The 15,139-nt window shown below is 51.4% G+C and carries 16 protein-coding genes and 1 riboswitch; of the genes, 15 read left to right on the top strand and 1 reads right to left on the bottom strand.

Annotated elements, in window-relative coordinates; all coding sequences use genetic code 11:
• The first annotated feature begins 36 nt into the window (after window positions 1–36).
• Both ACL02P_RS17850 and rsmI read left to right on the top strand, forming a co-directional pair.
• Complete coding sequence (locus ACL02P_RS17850) at window positions 37–792, top strand: tRNA1(Val) (adenine(37)-N6)-methyltransferase (protein ID WP_009226362.1); 756 nt, start codon at window positions 37–39, stop codon at window positions 790–792.
• Window positions 789–1,688, top strand: coding sequence for a 16S rRNA (cytidine(1402)-2'-O)-methyltransferase (gene rsmI, locus ACL02P_RS17845; protein ID WP_036646180.1), 900 nt, complete (start codon window positions 789–791; stop codon window positions 1,686–1,688). The genes ACL02P_RS17850 and rsmI overlap by 4 nt, the downstream gene beginning before the upstream one ends.
• A 150-nt stretch (window positions 1,689–1,838) precedes the next feature.
• Here the strand turns inward: rsmI and ACL02P_RS17840 are convergent, their stop codons facing one another.
• A complete protein-coding gene (locus tag ACL02P_RS17840) occupies window positions 1,839–2,093 on the bottom strand; it encodes an AbrB/MazE/SpoVT family DNA-binding domain-containing protein (RefSeq protein ID WP_009226360.1) in 255 nt (84 codons plus the stop codon).
• A gap of 304 nt (window positions 2,094–2,397) precedes the next feature.
• Here ACL02P_RS17840 and ACL02P_RS17835 point away from each other — a divergent pair, with 304 nt between their 5' ends.
• From ACL02P_RS17835 to ACL02P_RS17775, 13 genes are all read left to right on the top strand, one after another.
• Window positions 2,398–3,687: an HD domain-containing protein gene (locus ACL02P_RS17835; RefSeq protein WP_412837803.1), complete on the top strand. Its 1,290-nt coding sequence runs from the start codon at window positions 2,398–2,400 to the stop codon at window positions 3,685–3,687.
• Between the two features lie 16 nt (window positions 3,688–3,703).
• Window positions 3,704–4,477: a TatD family hydrolase gene (locus tag ACL02P_RS17830; protein ID WP_009226358.1), complete on the top strand. Its 774-nt coding sequence runs from the start codon at window positions 3,704–3,706 to the stop codon at window positions 4,475–4,477.
• Between the two features lie 197 nt (window positions 4,478–4,674).
• A riboswitch (cyclic di-AMP (ydaO/yuaA leader) is annotated at window positions 4,675–4,887 on the top strand.
• 446 nt (window positions 4,888–5,333) lie between these two features.
• Entirely contained in the window at window positions 5,334–6,470 is a 1,137-nt protein-coding gene (locus ACL02P_RS17825; protein ID WP_009226357.1) for a 3D domain-containing protein, read from the top strand.
• A gap of 148 nt (window positions 6,471–6,618) precedes the next feature.
• The gene (rnmV, locus tag ACL02P_RS17820; protein WP_036646178.1) at window positions 6,619–7,164 is read left to right on the top strand and encodes a ribonuclease M5; all 546 of its coding nucleotides are present in this window, start codon (window positions 6,619–6,621) and stop codon (window positions 7,162–7,164) included.
• 5 nt (window positions 7,165–7,169) lie between these two features.
• Window positions 7,170–8,066: a 16S rRNA (adenine(1518)-N(6)/adenine(1519)-N(6))-dimethyltransferase RsmA gene (rsmA, locus tag ACL02P_RS17815; RefSeq protein ID WP_323078407.1), complete on the top strand. Its 897-nt coding sequence runs from the start codon at window positions 7,170–7,172 to the stop codon at window positions 8,064–8,066.
• 38 nt (window positions 8,067–8,104) lie between these two features.
• Complete coding sequence (yabG, locus tag ACL02P_RS17810; RefSeq protein WP_260071385.1) at window positions 8,105–9,007, top strand: sporulation peptidase YabG; 903 nt, start codon at window positions 8,105–8,107, stop codon at window positions 9,005–9,007.
• 207 nt (window positions 9,008–9,214) lie between these two features.
• A complete protein-coding gene (gene veg, locus ACL02P_RS17805) occupies window positions 9,215–9,490 on the top strand; it encodes a biofilm formation stimulator Veg (RefSeq protein ID WP_009226353.1) in 276 nt (91 codons plus the stop codon).
• Window positions 9,491–9,714: 224 nt separating this feature from the next.
• Window positions 9,715–9,894, top strand: coding sequence for a small, acid-soluble spore protein, alpha/beta type (locus ACL02P_RS17800; protein ID WP_036646175.1), 180 nt, complete (start codon window positions 9,715–9,717; stop codon window positions 9,892–9,894).
• Window positions 9,895–10,082: 188 nt separating this feature from the next.
• Window positions 10,083–10,937: a 4-(cytidine 5'-diphospho)-2-C-methyl-D-erythritol kinase gene (ispE, locus tag ACL02P_RS17795; RefSeq protein ID WP_260071386.1), complete on the top strand. Its 855-nt coding sequence runs from the start codon at window positions 10,083–10,085 to the stop codon at window positions 10,935–10,937.
• A gap of 114 nt (window positions 10,938–11,051) precedes the next feature.
• Window positions 11,052–11,888 (top strand): pur operon repressor, encoded by an 837-nt coding sequence (gene purR / locus ACL02P_RS17790; protein ID WP_009226350.1) that lies wholly within the window; start codon window positions 11,052–11,054, stop codon window positions 11,886–11,888.
• 176 nt (window positions 11,889–12,064) lie between these two features.
• On the top strand, window positions 12,065–12,349 hold the full coding sequence (spoVG, locus tag ACL02P_RS17785) for a septation regulator SpoVG (protein ID WP_009226349.1): 285 nt from the start codon (window positions 12,065–12,067) through the stop codon (window positions 12,347–12,349).
• 165 nt (window positions 12,350–12,514) lie between these two features.
• Window positions 12,515–13,915 carry a bifunctional UDP-N-acetylglucosamine diphosphorylase/glucosamine-1-phosphate N-acetyltransferase GlmU gene (gene glmU / locus ACL02P_RS17780; protein WP_412837802.1) on the top strand — a complete coding sequence of 467 codons (1,401 nt, stop codon included), beginning with the start codon at window positions 12,515–12,517 and terminating at the stop codon, window positions 13,913–13,915.
• 112 nt (window positions 13,916–14,027) lie between these two features.
• Complete coding sequence (locus ACL02P_RS17775; protein WP_009226347.1) at window positions 14,028–14,981, top strand: ribose-phosphate diphosphokinase; 954 nt, start codon at window positions 14,028–14,030, stop codon at window positions 14,979–14,981.
• The last annotated feature ends 158 nt before the right edge of the window (window positions 14,982–15,139 follow it).

The raw sequence follows: 15,139 nt of genomic DNA, 5'->3' as shown, positions 1-15,139 counted from the left end.
TAAATTTAGGCTGAAAAAGGATGGGTATCCGAGTCGATGAACCATGTACCAATTTATGAGCAGGAGCGGATAGACGACCTGCTGACCCATGATTTACATATCATCCAGAGCGACGAAGTGTTTAGCTTCTCGATGGATGCCGTGTTGCTGGCCCGGTTTGCACCAGTGCCCAAGTACGGCAAAATACTCGATTTATGCACCGGCAATGGGGTGATCCCCTTGCTGCTCTCCACCCGGACGGAGGCGAAGATCGAAGGGATCGAGATCCAGCCGCGGCTTGCAGATATGGCTCGCCGCAGTGTGGAGATGAACGGGCTGACGCACCGGATCGAAATTCGTGAAGGAGATTTACGCGAGCTGGTGAGGGTGACGGGCCATGGGGTGTATGATGCCATTACGGTGAACCCGCCGTATATGCCGGTGACGAGCGGCGAGGCGAAGCTGAATACGTATCAGGCGATCGCCCGGCATGAAATTCACTGCAGTTTGGAGGAAGTGGCGGCTGCGTCGATGCGGCTGGTTCGGCCCGGAGGCAAGGTGTCGATGGTTCACAGACCGCAGCGATTAGGGGAAATTATGACGTTGCTGCGCCAATATCGACTAGAGCCGAAGGTGATCCGGTTTGTGCATCCAAGAGCGGGAGCGGAAGCGAACATGGTGCTGATCGAGGCGCTGCGGGACGGCAAGCCGGATGTGCGGGTACTGCCGCCATTGATCGTATATAATGAAAACGGGGAATACTGCGAAGAAATCATGAATATCTATTACGGGCCAAAAGAGGGTAGAGCATGAACGTTCAAGTACAGAAGAGCTTTGAAAATGCTGCGAGGGACACCACCCCAGCAGGAAACGGCAAGTTGTTCCTGGTTGGCACGCCTATCGGGAATTTGGAGGATATGACCTACCGGGCCGTGCGCACCTTGCAAGAGGTGGACATTATCGCGGCGGAGGATACGCGGCAGACGCGCAAGCTGTTAACGCATTTCGACATCTCTCCAGGTAAATTGCTGAGTTATCACGAACATAATAAGGCCGCCAGTGGCCCAGAATTGATCCGCTTTATAATAGAAGGAAAAAATTTAGCGCTAGTCAGCGATGCCGGTCTGCCGGCGATTTCCGACCCCGGAAGTGATCTCGTGAAGCTGGCGCTAGAGGCGGGTATCGCAGTCGTTCCGGTGCCGGGAGCGAATGCTGCATTATCGGCGCTCATCGTTTCCGGTTTGCCAACGGATCGATTTACGTTCCTTGGATTTTTGCCAAGAGATCATAAAGAGCGGGAACGGTTGTTGAAGTCGTTGGAGGATCAAGAGGGAACGATGTTGCTGTACGAATCGCCGCATCGATTGATCAAAACGCTGGAGTCCCTTCTCGAGGTTTGGGGAGATCGGCGAATCGTATTGGCGAGAGAATTAACCAAGCGTTATGAGGAAATGGCTCGGGGGACGATTCACGATTGCCTGGCTTGGCTGCAGGAGCATCCGCCGCTGGGTGAATATTGCCTCGTTGTGGAAGGGGCACATCCCGACCAAGTGAAGGAGAAGCGGGATGCCTGGTGGCAAGCGCTAACTGTGGAGGAGCATGTCCGGCATTACGAAACGGAAGAAGGGCTGTCGCGGAAGGAAGCCATGAAAAAAACTGCGGCCGACCGGGGGGTTGCAAAGCGGGATATCTACAATCAATTATTGTAGCCCCACTTCTCTCCGAAATCATGAAATATTATCCAATTCGGCCAAAAAAGGGGCCTTCGCTAAGCCGGGTTCAAGCCTAGGAAGGCGCCAAGGAGATATGAAAAAGGTTAGAATTAACAGTTTCAGTAAATCTATTATATACTATATTTCTTAATTTGTCACAGGGGTCGGAAGCTCCGTAATGCATTCATGGCAAACAATTTTGCCTTTAAAGTAAGTTACGTTCTCCGCATTACCGCAGAAGATGCAAGCAGGCTCATATTTCTTGAGCATAATCCGTTCACCGTCTACATAAATTTCGAGCGCATCTTTTTCTCCGATCCCCAGAGTGCGGCGCAATTCAATTGGAATGACAACACGGCCTAATTCGTCTACTTTTCTTACAATACCTGTGGATTTCATCATAGGATGATTGCCCCTCTCGCTATAATTTGGAATTGTCAATATTCGACATCATTCTATCTTTTCTGATTTTTATAATACCAACCATTGCCAGATTAGTCAACCTATTTATGGTATAGTTCAACATTATTTCTAAAAAATTCGGATACACAACTCCGAGAACCTTTACGGAATCTAGCAAGTTCACAATGATCTATAATTCGACATTTTGGAAATCGTCATCCGCTCATTTTACGACACAATTCGACATATCTTGTCGTCTCCACACGGTGACCCGCCAAATTTTATGAAAAAGGAGTGTTGGTTCATGCATCGTCGGCTTAGCGAAGAAAAAGTGTTCAAAGACCCCGTACATAATTATATTCATGTACAGGACGAAGTGATCTGGTCGCTCATTAATACGCCGGAATTCCAGCGGCTTCGCCGGATTCGTCAGCTTGGAACATCGTATTTGACCTTTCATGGCGCCGAGCATAGCCGTTTTTCCCATTCGCTTGGCGTTTACGAGATTACGCGGCGGATTATTTCGCAGTTTGAACGAAGCGGCTACACCGATTGGCCCCGCAGTGAGAAATTGGTAGCTTTGTGTGCGGCGCTACTGCATGACCTGGGGCATGGTCCGTTTTCCCATTCTATAGAAGAAGCTTTTCAAATGCATCATGAGGATTGGACCTGCAAAATCCTCTTGGGGGAAACCGAGGTGGGGAACGTCCTGCGCGAGATTTCTCCGGATTTTCCGGACAAGGTGGCTGCGGTGATCCGGAAGGATTACGAAAATCCGATTGTGGTGAACTTGGTCTCTAGCCCGCTGGATGCGGATCGGATGGATTATTTGCTGCGAGATGCTTATTTTACCGGCGTAAACTACGGGACGATTGACATGGACCGAATTCTGCGGATGCTTCGACCTTTTCAAGGGCGGGTTGTTGTCAAAGAATCGGGGATGCATGCGGTGGAAGACTATTTGATGTCGCGGTATCAGATGTATTGGCAGGTCTATTTCCACCCGGTGACGCGGAGCTCGGAGATCATTCTCCGGCAAATTTTGCGACGGGCGAAGGAATTATACCGGAGCGGGCATTCCTTTAACTTCTTGCCGCATCCGCTGCCATTTTTATTTCAAGGGGATATCGGCGTTGCCGATTATTTGCAGCTGGACGAAGCGTTGATGCAAACGGCTTTCATGCAGTGGACGCGGGAAAAGGATGAGCGATTAAGCGATTTATGTTCCCGGTTTTTAAATCGCAAATTGTATAAATATGTAGAATTGGACACGCCGGAGCTGGAAATGCTGGAGGAGATTCGGTACGCTTTTAGACAAGTGGGCCTACAACCTGAATACGACATGGAAATTGATTTTCCGACCGATCTGCCGTATGATGTGTTCCGTCCGGACGATGGGGTTCGACAGAAGCAAATTTTGCTGTTGGACCGGCAGGAACGGCTCCGGGAAATTTCAGAAGTATCGGATATCGTGCGGTCGATCAGCGGCTTGCACCGAGGGAAGACGCATTTGTACTATCCGGATAATAAATTGTGTGCTGTGATAGATCGGCTGCCCCGCCCGGTAGCCCGCATTTTCGAGCAACGGAATTAGGAGGATGACAAGGTTTATGTTATTTGATACGCATACGCATTTGGATGCTCCCCAATTTGACGAGGACCGCGAGGAAGTGATCGCGCGCGCCGTGGAACAAGGGGTTACGCGGATGATTAACATCGGATTTAACCGCGAGACGATCCCTTCGACCATGAAGTTGGCAGAGACGTATGACTTCATTTATGCCGCTGTCGGCTGGCATCCGCAAGACGCGATTACAATGCAAGAGGGCGATTTGGACTGGATTGCAGAATTGTGCAAGCATGAGAAGGTCGTCGCCATCGGAGAAATTGGGCTGGATTATTATTGGGATACGTCACCTAAGGACGTTCAACATAAGGTTTTTCGTGAGCAAATTGGACTGGCTCGCAGCTTGGGCATGCCGATTTCCATTCATAATCGGGACGCTCACGAAGACGTGGTACGCATCCTTCGGGAAGAGAAAGCCAATGAAGTTGGAGGCGTGATGCACTCTTTCTCCGGCAGTTGGGAAATTGCCAAAATGTGTCTAGATTTGGGATTTCATTTGTCGTTTGGCGGGCCGATTACGTTTAAAAATGCAAAACAGCCAAAAGAAGTGTTGGCCAAGACGCCGATGGATCGATTGCTGATCGAAACGGATTCCCCTTATTTAACGCCGCATCCATATCGTGGTAAACGGAATGAGTCCGCTCATGTCCGCTTGGTTGCAGAAATGGCAGCCGAGCTCAAAGGGGTCACTTTTGAGGAAATCGCGGAAATTACCACCCGAAACGCATTGGAACGATTTGGAATCCCGAGTATTTGAGAGCAAAACGGATGAAATAAAGAGGATTTCGGAAAGATTAATGCTTTTTAACCCTCAAAAACAAGGTCATTACATTTTTTTAACCATTTTTTTAAAAAAACGTGGTTGATTCGTCCTTTACAACCTGCATCGAAACAGGATAGAATCTTTTCAGTATCGATTCGGTTCGTTTTGAACCGTACGATGCTTGGTTCCATGAACCAGTCTCGCTGAATCTCCTATGACGGAGAACGGGGGAACCAATACGGATTGCAGTTGGCGATAGCCTGTATGCGTTCGTATTCGATTTCTTTCCAGGGTCTATGGGGTGAATTCAAGGTCATTGCGCCATGAGCGAATGTACTGAGAAAGGGCGGCTCTCTTTCGCCCGAACCCGACAGCTAACCTCGTAAGCGAATAAGAGAGGTCACTCGTGCAGCTATTACACCCAAGACATTCAAGAAGCCACGAAGGAGTTCCTCTAACTCTTTCTCCCGGCTTCTTTTGTTTTGAATAAAAGTAATAGGGTCGTCATACTGTTGGAAAACAGGAGGTGACGACAAGCAGGAGAGACTGGTCAAGGATGCAAAACGCTTAGGATTAAATTTAAGATCAGTGTTCAAAAAGTCAGGTTTTTCAGCACCGAGAAGGTTGGATGAAGCTTGGGACTGAGTAGCGCAGCGTACATGGGGGTACGTGAGCAACGGAAGGCCCGGCTGAATTCAAGATTCGATGCCGAATTCACTTCTTGACCTGCTTCGTGATCAAAAGATGACTTTTTGACTACCTTAGGCGTTTTGTAAAAAGTAACTGTAGTCGCGTCAATCGTTATCATGCATCGACCTAGACGGCGGGACTATGAAGGAGGACGGAAGAAATGGGCATTTTCCGCAAAGAGGAGACCCATGAATCACGCTCATCCAGCATGTCTTACGCAATGCGATGGAAGCATGAGAATTTACGTCAGATAGCGCTCGTCGGCGTTCTGGCCATCGCGGGAATCATCATCATCCTAATCTGGCTGTATAGCCAGGCACAGAAGGAAGTATCCCTGATCGTGGACGGGAATGTCCAGTCAGTGGAGACAACCCAATCCAGTGTAGCTCATCTGCTGGAGGAACAATCGATTAAGCTCAGTGCGAAGGATTCGGTATCCCTCCCGCTGGAAAGCTCGCTGAAGAACGGTGACCGCATTGTCATAGTACGCGCCAAGCCGGTCAATGTGACCGCGGACGGCACCACGAAAGTCCACTTCACGACGCAAAGCAAAGTAGAGGGCGTATTGTCCGAGCTCGGCATCACTTTGGATGAAGACGACAAGGTGACCCCGGCATTGGACAGTAAAGTTACCGAGAACCTGAATGTCAAGGTCGTTCGGGTCAGCAAGCAAACGGTGCAGAGCAAGGAGACTGTGCCCTTTAGCGTGGTCAAAACGTCGGACGACAAGCTGCTAAAAGGTACCACGAAGGTCATTCAAGAAGGTACCGAAGGTCTGGTCATTCACAACATTGAGAAAACCTACGAAGACGGAAAATTCGTGGCGAAGCGTTGGCTCGGCAAAGAGGTCTCCAAGGACCCTCAGCCGAAGGTGATCGCAGTCGGCACGAAGAAACCTACCGAGGTCCTGTCGGCCAGCATAAGCCGTAAGGGAAATACGGTGAACATCAGCGGGACGACGACCAAAGGTGGCGTCTCATTCAAATATAAAAAGATCCTGAAAAATGTTACGTTAACCGCGTATTCGGCGGAAGAAGACGGGATAGGCACCCGTACGGCTTCGGGTACCCGCGTGACGGAAGGCAGAACGATTGCCGTTGATAAAGACGTCGTTCCGCTTGGTTGGTGGGTATACATCGAAGGAGTCGGCTTCCGTAAGGCAGAGGATACGGGTGGAGCCATCGATGGAAATAAGATGGACGTCTATTTTGATAGTCTGAAGGATGCTAAGAAATTCGGCCGCAAGAAGGGCCGCACCGTATACGTAATCGGTCCGACGAAGCCGGAATTGAACTAAGATCTCGTTCTCTTTCGTTTTACAATGCGGAGGGAATGAGATAGTATTAGGATGATGAATAAGACAGTGGATTAGAAGAGGATGATATGATCCTCTTCTTTTTGTTATTCTGGTGGAGACAAGCAAGAACAGGAAGGAAGACAGATCCATGATCAAAGAGGTCATCGTGGTGGAGGGCCGAGACGACACCGTGGCCATTAAACGAGCCGTAGAGGCGGATACGATTGAGACCGGGGGTTCGGCGATAGGCGAAGCCGTGCTAAAGAAAATCGCTTTGGCTCAGGAACGCCGGGGCGTGATTATTTTTACGGACCCCGACCATGCCGGGGAGCGGATTCGTAAAATCGTGGCAGCGCGGGTGCCGGGCTGCAAGCACGCTTTCCTGCCTGAGGTCGAAGCTACGAAGAAAGGCGACATTGGGGTGGAGAATGCCTCGCCGGAGGCGATCCGCACCGCGTTGTCCCGGGTGCGCAGCGAAGCGCCGGGAGTAGAGGCCGCAATCACCTGGGAAGACTTGATTAACGCAGGGTTAATCGTACACCCGCAAGCTGCGGCGCGGCGAAAAGCGCTGGGCGAGCTGTTGGGTATCGGATATTGTAACGGAAAGCAGCTCTACAAACGGTTAACCGTGTTCCGCATCAGCCGCGAGGAGTTTGCAGCTGCGTTAGCCGAGTTGGAAAGCAAAGGAGTTTAAGAACCATGAGCATAAGGGAAGACGTATCCACACCGCGCCGGACGAAGGAGATCATTCAGCGGCACGGTTTTTCGTTCAAAAAAAGTCTGGGGCAAAACTTTCTGATCGACCAAAACATCCTCGGTAAAATTGTTGCCGCCGCCGAATTGGACAAGACCCAGGGCGCACTGGAAATCGGGCCGGGCATCGGCGCCTTAACGGAGAAGCTGGCGCAGGAGGCAGGCAAGGTGGCAGCGGTGGAGATTGACCAGCGGCTGCTTCCGATTCTGCAGGAGGTGCTGGAGCCCTACCCGCACGTCCATGTGATCCATGGCGATGTGTTGAAGCTGGACCTAAAGGCTTTATTTGCTGCGGAATTCAGCGGGGTGAGCGGCGTCAGTGTCGTCGCCAATCTGCCGTATTACGTGACGACTCCCATCATGATGAAGCTTCTGGAAGAGAAACTGCCGCTGAAACATATCGTCGTCATGATCCAGAAGGAAGTGGCCGAGCGCATGGCTGCCACTCCCGGCGGCAAGGACTACGGCAGCCTTAGCATCGCCGTGCAGTACTACAGCACCCCGGAGATGATCTGCACGGTGCCGCACAGCGTGTTTATTCCACAGCCGAATGTAGAGTCCGCAGTGATTCGCTTAACCGTGCGGGAGAAGCCAGCTGTGGCGGTTCAGGATGAGGCGTTTTTCTTCGAGGTGGTGCAGGCTTCTTTTGCCCAGAGACGAAAGACGATTTCCAACAATTTGAAAAGCCGCTTCTTCCCGAAGGAAGGGCGGGAGAGACTGGAGCAACTGCTGGAGGAAGCCGGGATCCAGCCTTCCCGGCGGGCGGAGACATTAAGCCTGGACGAGTTCGCCAAGCTGAGTGATACGCTGCTGAATGCCGGGGTGAAGGAACTCCGCGAGTAACCATTCCCTCTTGTCGCCCATACGATGGGATAGAGGTGATGGATTTGGCGAACTTGGGAGACTTGGTCGTCCGCAAATCATACGGTGGAGATGTTACGTTCCGAATCGAACAGATTGTGCGGAGTGAAGCGATTATTAAAGGAACGGAATTCCGGCTGCTGGCGGATGCGCCCTTAACTGATTTGGTTAGGGTAGACCCGGCTTCCCCAGGAGAGACGACGCAGCGGGCCCGCATTAAGGCGACGGAATCGCTGAAGCGGTTAACTCAAGACCGCAAGGAATTGGCAGAACGCAATCGAATGGTAATTGGACGGGAACTGTATGGGCAAGGCGAGCCGGCCTATTTTGAGGTCCCGGGTAAGGTCCTGCATCTCGATGGCGACGAACGCTATTTGCAAAAGAGCTTAAGCCTGTATCAGAAGCTGCGCGTCCCGGTTCAAGGCTATTATGTCACGGAATCGCAAATGGCAAATGCGCTGTACCGTCTGCTGCCTGTGGTCAAGCCGGATATCGTCGTGATCACGGGTCATGACGGCGTGTTAAAATCGCGCCCCACCAGCGACCTTTATAATTTGACCAGCTATAAAAATTCCAAGTATTTTGTGGAGGCCATTCAAATGGCTCGGCAATACGAACGGAATTTCGATACGTTAACGATTGTGGCCGGCGCTTGCCAGTCGCATTTTGAGGCGCTGCTGCAGGCGGGGGCTAATTTTGCTAGTTCGCCCGGCCGGGTGCTGATCCATGCGCTGGATCCGGTGTATATCGCCGCTAAAGCGTCGCTCACCTCGATTCGGGATACGATCCAGATTACTGACGTGCTGAATCATACGATCAGCGGCGCCCAGGGGGTTGGCGGGATCGAGACTCGTGGCAGTTACCGAATCGGGTTGCCCAAACTGAAGGACTTGTCGACGCTGAAAGTGGTGCCGTCCATGTGAAAGGGTTGCCGGAAGGAACTGAGGCTAGTGCCCCAGGACCTTCCGGTTATTTTTTAGTACCTGGCTCTTTAGCCATCAGGTAAAAAGAAAATGTCGAAAAATAATCGTTGACACATCTTTTTTGCTGCTGATATAATTATTTATTCCGATTTGACAAGTTTGTGACTTTCCTGTATAATGGACAAAGAAAGAAGGTGGTCACAGGCAATGGCTAAAAATGCGCTGTCGGAAATAAAGCATAGTCTCGACGCCCACGTTGGACAGAAAATTATGCTCCGGGCAAACGGTGGTCGCCGGAAGACCGTCGAACGCACTGGAGTATTGGAGGAGACCTATCCTTCGGTCTTCATTGTGAAGCTGGATCAAGAGCAGCAAACCTTTAAGCGTGTGTCTTACAGTTATGCCGATATACTGACCGAATCCGTTGAAGTTATGGTTTATGACGACAACGACGGGATGCGGATTTCGTATATTAAACCGTGAACATCATGAATCAAACCGCAAACGGTTCTCGCCCTTCGGGTGAGGCCGTTTTTTTTTGATACGTTCGAAGATGCAGGTTAGGGTGATCTCGCTGTCGCTGGGTTCACCAACCAAGGTTGTCGGGTGTTCACCTTAGATGGACAAAGTTTCGGTGTATGCTCGAAACGGTGCCTGCGTATACTAACCATCGTTCCTATATCCATGGCCAAAGGAGGAGACTGACCATGTCGCGAAGAAGACGCAGCGTGATGTCGGAGAACTTGAAGGTCGAGTTAGCGAAGGATCTGGGATTTTACGATACCGTCCAGCAGGAGGGCTGGGGCGGCATCAAGGCGAAAGATGCGGGCAATATGGTGAAGCGGGCGATCGAGCTCGCCGAGAAGGCGGCATCGAAACAGCAATAACCTCTGCCACAGCGAAGCGTCCCTTTCAGGGAGCTTCGTTTTTTTCGTTGGATGCAGTAAGATAGAGGGAGGAAAAATTGTCTTTCATACATAGACGTGGAGGCAACGTTTTTTTAGAATTAAAGAATGTGCCAAAAAGACCGGATGGATGCGGATATTCCACGGAATTGCTGAGGTGGGGAAGCGGCATGAAAATTTACGAAAAAGCACCGGCCAAAATTAATTTAATGCTCGACGTGTTACATAAGCGTCCTGACGGATACCATGAGGTCGAGATGATCATGACCATGGTGGATCTGGCAGATCGTTTGGAAATGAGCGCCCTTCCGCGGGATACGATCATTATTTCGAGCCAGGCCGGATATATTCCGCTGGATGAGAAGAATTTGGCGTTTCAGGCGGCGAAGTTGATTAAGGAACGCTACAACGTGCGGAGCGGGGTTTATATACACCTCGATAAGAAAATACCGGTGGCTGCCGGCCTTGCCGGCGGCAGCAGTGACGCGGCGGCTACGCTGCGGGGCTTAAACCGGCTATGGGAGCTTGGCATTCCCGAAGAGGAGCTGAAGGAGCTGGGGGCGGAGCTGGGCTCGGACGTGCCTTTTTGCGTGACGGGCGGGACGGCGCTGGCGACAGGGCGAGGCGAAGTGCTGACGCCGCTGGTGAATCCGCCGCAATGCTGGGTGGTGTTGGCGAAGCCTCCGATCAACGTGTCGACTGCAGAGGTGTATGGACGTCTACAGGCGGAGCGAATTACCGATCATCCGTCGGCAGCCCGGATGCGGGAGGCGCTGGAGAGACGATCATTCACGGGTGTATGCCAAGAGCTCGGCAACGTGTTGGAGCAGGTGACGCTGGAGCTTCACCCGGAGGTGGCGCAACTGAAAGAAGCGATGCTGCGTCTTGGCGCGGACGGCGTGTTGATGTCCGGCAGCGGACCCACGGTGTTTGGGCTCGTGTCGAAGGAATCGAAGGTGCCCCGCATTTATAACGGATTACGCGGGTTCTGCAAAGAGGTTTACGCCGTGCGGCTGTTGACCTAAAGCTCAGCTGCGGAACTGGAGCCGGGTACTCCTTCCTCGTTCCAAGGCTTGGACAAATCCGTACAAAAGTGTTATAGTTTCATTAAAATATTCGGATTTAGCGAGGGGTACTTCGTGAAGAAATTAAAAAGAAGCGCTCGTTTGGTGGAGATGACCCATTATCTGTTGTCTAGACCACACCATTTAATCCCGCTGACTACCTTTGCGCAACGGTATGGGGCGGCTAAGTCGTCCATCAGCGAGGATCTGGGGATTATTAAAGAAGTGTTTGAAGGCGAAGGCATGGGGGAATTGCTGACGCTTGCCGGGGCGGCCGGCGGCGTGAAATACATTCCCCGGGTCGGACGGGAGCAAGCGAACGCTTTTATCCAGCAGCTCTGTGAGAAGCTGGCGCAGCCAGACCGAATTTTACCGGGCGGATATTTGTATATGTCGGATCTCTTAGGACAACCGGCGCTGATGAATGAGGCGGGCAAGTTGTTTGCCACCGTCTTCGGTGATTTGGAGATCGACTGCATTATGACCGTGGAAACGAAGGGGATCCCTCTCGCTTATGCAACGGGAGCGGAGCTGAATCTGCCGGTCGTCCTGGTTCGCCGCGACCATCAGGTGACGGAAGGCTCCGCCGTTAGCATTAATTACGTATCGGGCTCTCACAAGAGCCTGCATACGATGACGCTGTCGCGCCGGGCATTGAAGGAACACTCTCGCGTCTTGATCGTCGATGACTTTATGAAGGCGGGGGGTACGATTCAAGGGATGGTTGACCTGCTGGCTGAGTTTAACGCGGAGGTTGCCGGAGTCGGGGTTCTGGTTGAATCAGGTGAAGTTGCCAGCGAACAGCGTCTGTTACATGATTACGTTTCCCTGGCTACACTTCGGGCGGTTGATCCCAAGGAGAAGGAGATTTCAGTAGAACCTGGGAATTATTTTTCGAAATTTGAACAATAAGAACTATGTCGAGATCTCCTCAAATTGTAAGAATTCTCGACGAAACATGTCGAAAACCCCGTTTTATCAAAAAAAATCGTGATTTTAGGCCATTTTGTTGATCAAAAAAAAAGGATTTCGGTTTGCTATGTGGAATAATACACCAAGTCTCTGATGGAAAAAGGTGGTGAACACATATGCAAATTACGGATGTAAGACTCCGCCGAGTCAGCTCTGAGGGCAGAATGAAGGCCATCGCATCCATTACCATCGATAACGAATTTGTTGTTCATGACATTCGCGTCATCGATGGGAACAATGGGATGTTCGTAGCAATGCCTAGCAAGCGCACGCCGGACGGGGAGTTCCGGGATATCGCTCATCCGATTTCCTCCGGTACTCGCGAGAAGATTCAAGCCGCAGTTCTGGCTGAGTACGAGCGTGCCGCCGAACAAGAGGAAGCGATTGAAGAAGGGGCGTAAGTCGCATTTATTTGATTTATCGATCAATTGGGGTTCGAGGAAAAGGGAGCCATGTCCGCATGGCTCCCTTTTCTTTTTGCCCTAAATGAGATATATTCAGTAATGAGTTTTAATGAGAGAGAGAGAAATACTTCTTTTTTTAAAAATAAGAAGGAGGCCGGGGACTTGAAGAGATTAGCGATCGTTCTTGCCGCAGGCCAAGGGAAACGGATGAAGTCCAAGCTCTATAAGGTGCTTCACCCCGTTTGCGGCAAACCGATGGTTGGGCATGTACTAAATGCGGTTCAAGAAGCAGGTTGCGAACGCAGCATCGTCGTTGTTGGCCATGGAGCTGAAGCTGTAAAATCCTATTTGGGTTCATCGGCGGAATACGTGTTGCAGGAGCAACAGCTGGGAACCGGACATGCCGTCAAGCAGGCCGGGCCATTATTGGCGGGAGAAGAAGGAGTCACACTGGTTATTTGTGGCGATACCCCTTTGGTTACGGCGGAAACACTGGAAGCTCTTTTCGAACTTCATCAACGTAAGGGAGCGGCAGCAACCGTACTGACAGCGGTGATGGAACAACCGTATGGTTACGGCCGAGTGATCCGCGGCGCTAACGGAACGGTTGAACGGATCGTCGAACAGAAGGACTGCTCGCCGGAGGAAGCCGCCGTGCAGGAGATTAACACAGGCACTTATTGTTTTGATAATGCAAAATTATTTGCTGCACTGGAGAAAGTGACGAACAACAACGCCCAGCAGGAGTATTATCTTACCGACGTGATCGGCATTTTGGTGCAGGCGAACGAAATCGTAGAAGGCTATGCAGTAGCCGACGTTCGCGAATCGATTGGCGTCAATGACCGAGTGGCCTTGGCGGAGGCCGAAGCCGTCATGCGGGAACGCATCGTGCGGGGCCATATGCTGAACGGCGTAACGGTGATTGATCCGGCTTCCACGTACATCGGGGCCGATGTCACCATTGGAGCGGATACCGTAATTTATCCGGGGACCGTTCTATCCGGTAAAACGTCCATCGGTGAAGATTGCGTGATTGGGCCGGCCGCAGAAATCGAAGATAGCGTGATCCAAAACGGCGCGAAGGTGAAACAGTCGGTGCTCAGCCAGGCAGAAGTCGGCCGGGAGACGACGGTTGGTCCTTTCGCTTATTTGCGTCCAGGGGCGAAGCTCGGAGCGCATGTGAAGGTCGGCGATTTTGTAGAAATTAAAAATGCGACCCTCGATGAAGGCTCCAAAGTCTCGCACCTCAGCTATATCGGCGATGCGAAGGTTGGTAAGAACGTGAATATTGGCTGCGGCGCGATAACAGTGAACTATGATGGTTATAATAAGTCCATTACGGAGATCGAGGACGATGCCTTTGTAGGCAGCAACGTCAACTTGATCGCTCCGGTTAAGGTGGGCAAAGGCGCTTATGTCGTTGCCGGATCTACGATCACACAATCGGTTCCGGACAATGATCTTGCTATTGCCAGAACCCGGCAGGAGAATAAACCCGGCTATGCCGAGAAGATTCGTGCCCGGGCGAAAGCGAAGAAGGAAAGACAGCAACAATCTTAATTTCAAATGCAGTGATCTGCAGTGACCATTTGAATAGACGGGGTAGCTGTGAAGGCGGGTTGTTTAAGAGACTCCCTGACGCTATCTACACAGCACGGAGGGTTTTAATTTTATGACTTATTGTGATTCTAAATTAAAGATATTCACCTGTAACTCCAATCCGAAATTGGCTCATCAAATCGCTGACTATATCGGCATTCCGATGGGCGAATCGGAGACGACGAGCTTTAGTGACGGCGAAATACAGGTCAAGCTGTCCGAAAGCGTTCGGGGCTGCCACGTCTATGTGGTGCAATCGACTTGCGCACCTGTCAACGATAACTTGATGGAGCTCCTCGTGATGGTGGATGCTTTGAAAAGAGCTTCGGCCAAGAGCATTAATGTCGTTATCCCGTATTACGGTTACGCCCGCCAAGACCGGAAAGCCCGTTCGCGCGATCCGATCACGGCGAAGCTGGTTGCCAATCTGATCGAGAAAGCCGGCGCACATCGGGTCATTACGATGGACCTTCATGCGATGCAGATCCAAGGCTTCTTCGATATCCCGGTGGATCATATGCTAGGCGTGCCGATCTTGGCCCAGTATTTCCGTTCCAAGCATATCGCGAATCCGGTTGTCGTCTCGCCTGACCATGGCGGGGTGGTACGTGCCCGTAAGCTGGCAGATTTCCTGAACGCTCCGCTGGCGATCATCGACAAGCGCCGTCCAGAACCGAATGTCAGCGAAGTCATGAACATTATCGGGAACATCGAAGGGAAAACTGCGATTCTCGTCGACGACATCATCGATACCGCCGGTACGATTGTCCTTGGTGCCAACGCGCTCAAGGAAGGCGGGGTAGAAGAAGTGTACGCTTGCTGTACGCACCCTGTCTTGTCCGGTCCGGCGATGGAACGTCTGGAAAACTCTCCGCTGAAGGAAGTGATCGTGACCGATACGATCCCGATCACACATCCGAATCCGACAAGCAAGCTCAAAGTGCTGTCTGTCGCTCCGCTGATGGGCGAAGCGATTATTCGCGTGCACGAGGAGCTGTCGATCAGCAAGCTGTTCGAGATCGAATAAAATGGTCACTGCCACACCAGGGGTTGCGTCCTCCCAATCGGGGACGTAACCCCTATCGGTGTATTGGCAGTGTTGGGTGTTAGGCGGAGGCAGGCATCCGTGTGAAATGTTCTTACGATCGCTGTTGCTCGCGGATTTCTTGAATTGGACTAAAATCA

Origin of the sequence: Paenibacillus sp. MB22_1 (assembly GCF_047200555.1) — a bacterium.
Taxonomy (GTDB): domain Bacteria; phylum Bacillota; class Bacilli; order Paenibacillales; family Paenibacillaceae; genus Fontibacillus; species Fontibacillus phoenicis.
Note: the sequence above shows the minus strand (reverse complement) of the source record. Positions and strands in the feature narration are given on the sequence as shown.

Bases quoted from the DNA above. Each gene is read 5' to 3' on its own strand.
- ACL02P_RS17850 (WP_009226362.1), top strand. From the start codon at position 37: ATGAACCATGTACCAATTTATGAGCAGGAGCGGATAGACGACCTGCTG.
- rsmI (WP_036646180.1), top strand. From the start codon at position 789: ATGAACGTTCAAGTACAGAAGAGCTTTGAAAATGCTGCGAGGGACACC.
- ACL02P_RS17840 (WP_009226360.1), bottom strand. From the start codon at position 2,093: ATGATGAAATCCACAGGTATTGTAAGAAAAGTAGACGAATTAGGCCGT.
- ACL02P_RS17835 (WP_412837803.1), top strand. From the start codon at position 2,398: ATGCATCGTCGGCTTAGCGAAGAAAAAGTGTTCAAAGACCCCGTACAT.
- ACL02P_RS17830 (WP_009226358.1), top strand. From the start codon at position 3,704: ATGTTATTTGATACGCATACGCATTTGGATGCTCCCCAATTTGACGAG.
- ACL02P_RS17825 (WP_009226357.1), top strand. From the start codon at position 5,334: ATGGGCATTTTCCGCAAAGAGGAGACCCATGAATCACGCTCATCCAGC.
- rnmV (WP_036646178.1), top strand. From the start codon at position 6,619: ATGATCAAAGAGGTCATCGTGGTGGAGGGCCGAGACGACACCGTGGCC.
- rsmA (WP_323078407.1), top strand. From the start codon at position 7,170: ATGAGCATAAGGGAAGACGTATCCACACCGCGCCGGACGAAGGAGATC.
- yabG (WP_260071385.1), top strand. From the start codon at position 8,105: ATGGATTTGGCGAACTTGGGAGACTTGGTCGTCCGCAAATCATACGGT.
- veg (WP_009226353.1), top strand. From the start codon at position 9,215: ATGGCTAAAAATGCGCTGTCGGAAATAAAGCATAGTCTCGACGCCCAC.
- ACL02P_RS17800 (WP_036646175.1), top strand. From the start codon at position 9,715: ATGTCGCGAAGAAGACGCAGCGTGATGTCGGAGAACTTGAAGGTCGAG.
- ispE (WP_260071386.1), top strand. From the start codon at position 10,083: ATGAAAATTTACGAAAAAGCACCGGCCAAAATTAATTTAATGCTCGAC.
- spoVG (WP_009226349.1), top strand. From the start codon at position 12,065: ATGCAAATTACGGATGTAAGACTCCGCCGAGTCAGCTCTGAGGGCAGA.
- ACL02P_RS17775 (WP_009226347.1), top strand. From the start codon at position 14,028: ATGACTTATTGTGATTCTAAATTAAAGATATTCACCTGTAACTCCAAT.